Here is a 4,157-nt window from a genome sequence, read left to right as displayed (position 1 = left end):
GAGATCATCGAGGAGGAGCTCTCCGAGTCCTCCGAGCTCAAGTGGGACAACCTGCCCAAGCCGAGGGAAATCTACGAGTTCCTCGACGCCTACGTCATCGGACAGGACAAGGCGAAGAAGGCGCTCTCGGTGGCGGTCTACAACCACTACAAGCGGGTGCAGTCCGGTGACCGGGGTAGAGACGACGGCCTTGAGCTGGCCAAGAGCAACATCTTGCTGCTCGGGCCGACCGGGTCGGGAAAGACTCTCCTCGCACAGACTCTGGCGAAGATGCTCAACGTGCCCTTCGCCATCGCCGACGCGACGGCCCTCACCGAGGCCGGCTACGTCGGCGAGGATGTCGAGAACATCCTGCTCAAGCTCATCCAGGCCGCCGACTACGACGTCAAGAAGGCCGAGACGGGCATCATCTACATCGACGAGGTCGACAAGATCGCCCGCAAGAGCGAGAACCCGTCGATCACCCGCGACGTCTCCGGCGAGGGCGTGCAGCAGGCGCTGCTGAAGATCCTCGAAGGCACGACGGCCTCGGTGCCGCCGCAGGGCGGGCGCAAGCACCCGCACCAGGAGTTCATCCAGATCGACACCACCAACGTGCTGTTCATCTGCGGTGGCGCCTTCGCCGGCCTCGAAAAGATCATCGAGTCGCGCATCGGCAAGAAGGGCATCGGCTTCAACGCCATCATCCGCTCGAAGGAAGAGGTCGACACGGCCGACATCTTCGGCGACGTGATGCCCGAAGACCTGCTGAAGTTCGGCATGATCCCCGAGTTCGTCGGCCGCCTGCCGGTCATCACCTCGGTGCACAACCTCGACCGCGAGGCCCTCATCCAGATCCTCACCGAGCCCCGCAACGCGCTGGTCAAGCAGTACCGCAAGCTGCTGGAGCTCGACGGCGTGGAGCTGGAGTTCACCGACGGCGCCCTGGAGGCCATCGCCGACCAGGCCATCCTGCGCGGCACCGGCGCCCGCGGATTGCGCGCGATCCTGGAGGAGGTGCTCCAGTCCGTCATGTACGAGGTGCCCTCCCGCCAGGACGTCGCCCGCGTGGTCATCACCCGCGAGTCGGTGCTGGAACACGCGATCCCGACGCTCGTCCCGCGCGACCAGCTCGCCGCCAAGCAGCAGCGCACGCCGCGCGAGAAGTCGGCCTGACCGTCCTCGAAAACGCCCCCGGGATCATCCCGGGGGCGTTTCGCTTGTCCGGCTCCCTAGAATTGGTGCTTGTGACAACGCAAGAGCTGCCCACCCAATACACGCCGGCCGACGTCGAGACCCGTAGCTACGAGCGCTGGGTGTCCGAAGGCTACTTCCACGCCGACCCGGGCAGCTCGCGCGTGCCGTACAGCATCGTCCTCCCGCCGCCCAACGTGACGGGCGTCCTGCACATCGGTCACGCGCTCGACCACTCCATCCAGGACGCGCTGACCCGCCGCGCCCGCATGCAGGGCCGCGAGACGTTGTGGCTGCCCGGCATGGACCACGCCGGCATCGCCACCCAGAACGTCGTGGAGCGCGAGCTGGCCAAGCAGGGCCTGTCCCGCCACGACCTGGGCCGCGAGGCGTTCGTCGAGCGCGTCTGGGAGTGGAAGGAGGAGTCCGGCGGCCGGATCCTCGGCCAGATGCGCAAGCTCGGCGACGGCGTCGACTGGGAGCGCGAGCGTTTCACCATGGACCCGGGGCTGTCACGGGCCGTCCAGACCATCTTCAAGAAGCTCTTCGACGACGGGCTCATCTACCGCGCCGAGCGCATCATCAACTGGTGCCCGCGCTGCCTGACCGCGCTGTCCGACATCGAGGTCGAGCACAGCGAGGACGAGGGCGAGCTGGTCTCGATCCGCTACTCCGACGAGATCGTCGTGGCCACCACCCGCGCCGAGACCATGCTCGGCGACACCGCCGTGGCCGTCCATCCCTCCGACGAGCGCTACGCCCACCTGGTCGGCACGATGGTCGAGGTGCCGCTGACCGGCCGCATGATCCCCGTGGTCGCCGACGAGCACGTCGATCCCGCCTTCGGCACCGGCGCGGTCAAGGTCACCCCGGCCCACGACCCCAACGACTTCGAGATCGGCCGCCGCCATTCGCTGCCGTCCCTCACCGTCATGGACGAACGCGGCGTCATCACCGCCCACGGCCCCTTCCAGGGGCTCGACCGCTTCGAGGCGCGCCCGGCCGTGGTCGCCGCGCTGCGCGCCGAGGGCCGCATCGTCGCCGAGAAGCGTCCCTACCTGCACTCGGTCGGCCACTGCTCGCGCTGCAAGACCGTGGTGGAGCCGCGGCTGTCGCTGCAGTGGTTCGTCAACGTCTCGCCGCTGGCCAAGGCCGCCGGCGACGCCGTGCGTGACGGCCGCACCCGCATCCACCCGCCGGAGCTGGCCAAGCGCTACTTCGACTGGGTCGACGACATGCACGACTGGTGCATCTCCCGTCAGCTGTGGTGGGGCCACCGCATCCCGGTCTGGTACGGCCCGGGCGGCGAGGTCGTCTGCGTCGGCCCCGACGAGGAGCCGCCGGCCGGCTACACCCAGGACTCCGACGTCCTCGACACCTGGTTCTCCTCCGGACTGTGGCCGTTCTCCACGCTCGGCTGGCCCGACTCCACCCCGGAGCTGGAGAAGTTCTATCCGACCTCCGTGCTCGTCACCGGCTACGACATCCTGTTCTTCTGGGTGGCCAGGATGATGATGTTCGGCCTCTACGCCATGGACGGCCGTCCGCCGTTCCAGACCGTGGCCCTGCACGGCATGGTCCGCGACCAGTACGGCAAGAAGATGTCGAAGTCGTTCGGCAACGTGGTCGACCCGCTCGACTGGATCGAGCGCTTCGGCGCCGACGCCACCCGCTTCACGCTGCTGCGCGGCGCCAACCCCGGCGCCGACGTGGCGGTGAGCGAGGAATGGGCGGCCGGCTCGCGCAACTTCTGCAACAAGATCTGGAACGCCACCAGGTTCGCGCTGATGAACGGCGCGGCGGTCGGCTCGCTCGACGGGCTCGACCTCACCGCGGCCGACCGCTGGATCCTGTCCCGCCTACAGACCGTGGTGAGCGCCGCCGACGCGGCCTTCGACGAGTACGAGTTCGCCAAGGCCTCCGATCTGCTCTACCACTTCGCCTGGGACGAGGTCTGCGACTGGTACCTGGAGCTGGCCAAGATCCAGCTCGGGGAGGGGCTCGAACACACCCGGCTCGTGCTCGGGCACGTGCTCGACGCGTTGCTGCGGTTGATGCACCCGCTGGTGCCGTTCGTCACCGAGGAGTTGTGGCGGGCGGTGACGGGTGGCGAGTCGATCGTCGTGGCCCCCTGGCCGCAGACCGACGCCCGCTACGCCGACCCGGCGGCCGAGGCCGAGATCGACGCGCTGCAGGAGCTCGTCACCGAGGTCCGCAGGTTCCGTTCCGACCAGGGGCTCAAGCCCGGCCAGAAGGTGGCCGCCCGTCTGGGGTTGTCCGGAACGCCGCTGGAGGCTCAGGAGAGGGCGATCCGTGCGTTGCTGCGGCTGACCGAGCCTGCGGAGACGTTCAACGCCACAGCGCGCCTCAGCGTGGGCGCGGTGACCGTGGAGATCGACACCGCGGGCGCCATCGACGTCGTGGCCGAGCGCAAGCGCCTGGAGAAGGATCTGGCCGCAGCGCGGAAGGAAGCCGCGCAGGCGGCCGGCAAGCTGGGCAACGAGCAGTTCATGTCGAAGGCGCCCGACGACGTGGTCGCCAAGGTCCGGGGCCGGGCCGAGCAGGCCGCCGCGGACATCGCGCGCCTTGAGGCACAGCTGTCCGGGCTCGGGGTTTAGAGCATACGAACGCGGGGAAGGTCCATTCGTTACCGAAGATGGACCTTCGACGTCCTCAGGGCTGCTAGAGTTTTCAACGCGGGGCCGATCAGCCCCGACACCCCTGCTGATCAACCCCGACTTTCGGGCTGTCTGACCTGGCGGTTGGACAATGGCCGGAAGTTAGAGTAAGTTAGCAGGGTTGCTCCGAAACGGAGCAGGTCCGGAAGCTCCCGGATCGGGCGCTTTGACAAGAATCGTCCGGATCTGGTAGACTGAAGGAAATGAAATGTGAGCGCCTCTGAGCGGGGATCCGGGAACGGGTTCTGGTGAGGAAGTACGCGTCCGTTTCTTGAGAACTCAACAGTGTGTTAAAAGCCAGTGCAT

The 4,157-nt window shown here is 67.6% G+C and carries 2 protein-coding genes; both read left to right on the top strand.

Features of this window, described 5'->3' with window-relative positions; genetic code table 11:
- Positions 1-1,155, top strand: a 1,155-nt coding sequence (clpX, locus tag ACWCSD_RS49035; RefSeq protein ID WP_449926126.1) for an ATP-dependent Clp protease ATP-binding subunit ClpX, incomplete at its 5' end; no start/stop codon positions are given.
- Between the two features lie 62 nt (positions 1,156-1,217).
- Complete coding sequence (locus ACWCSD_RS49030) at positions 1,218-3,791, top strand: valine--tRNA ligase (RefSeq protein ID WP_397161712.1); 2,574 nt, start codon at positions 1,218-1,220, stop codon at positions 3,789-3,791.
- Positions 3,792-4,157 lie beyond the last annotated feature (366 nt).

This window comes from Nonomuraea sp. NPDC001684 (genome assembly GCF_053596515.1).
Note: the sequence above shows the minus strand (reverse complement) of the source record. Positions and strands in the feature narration are given on the sequence as shown.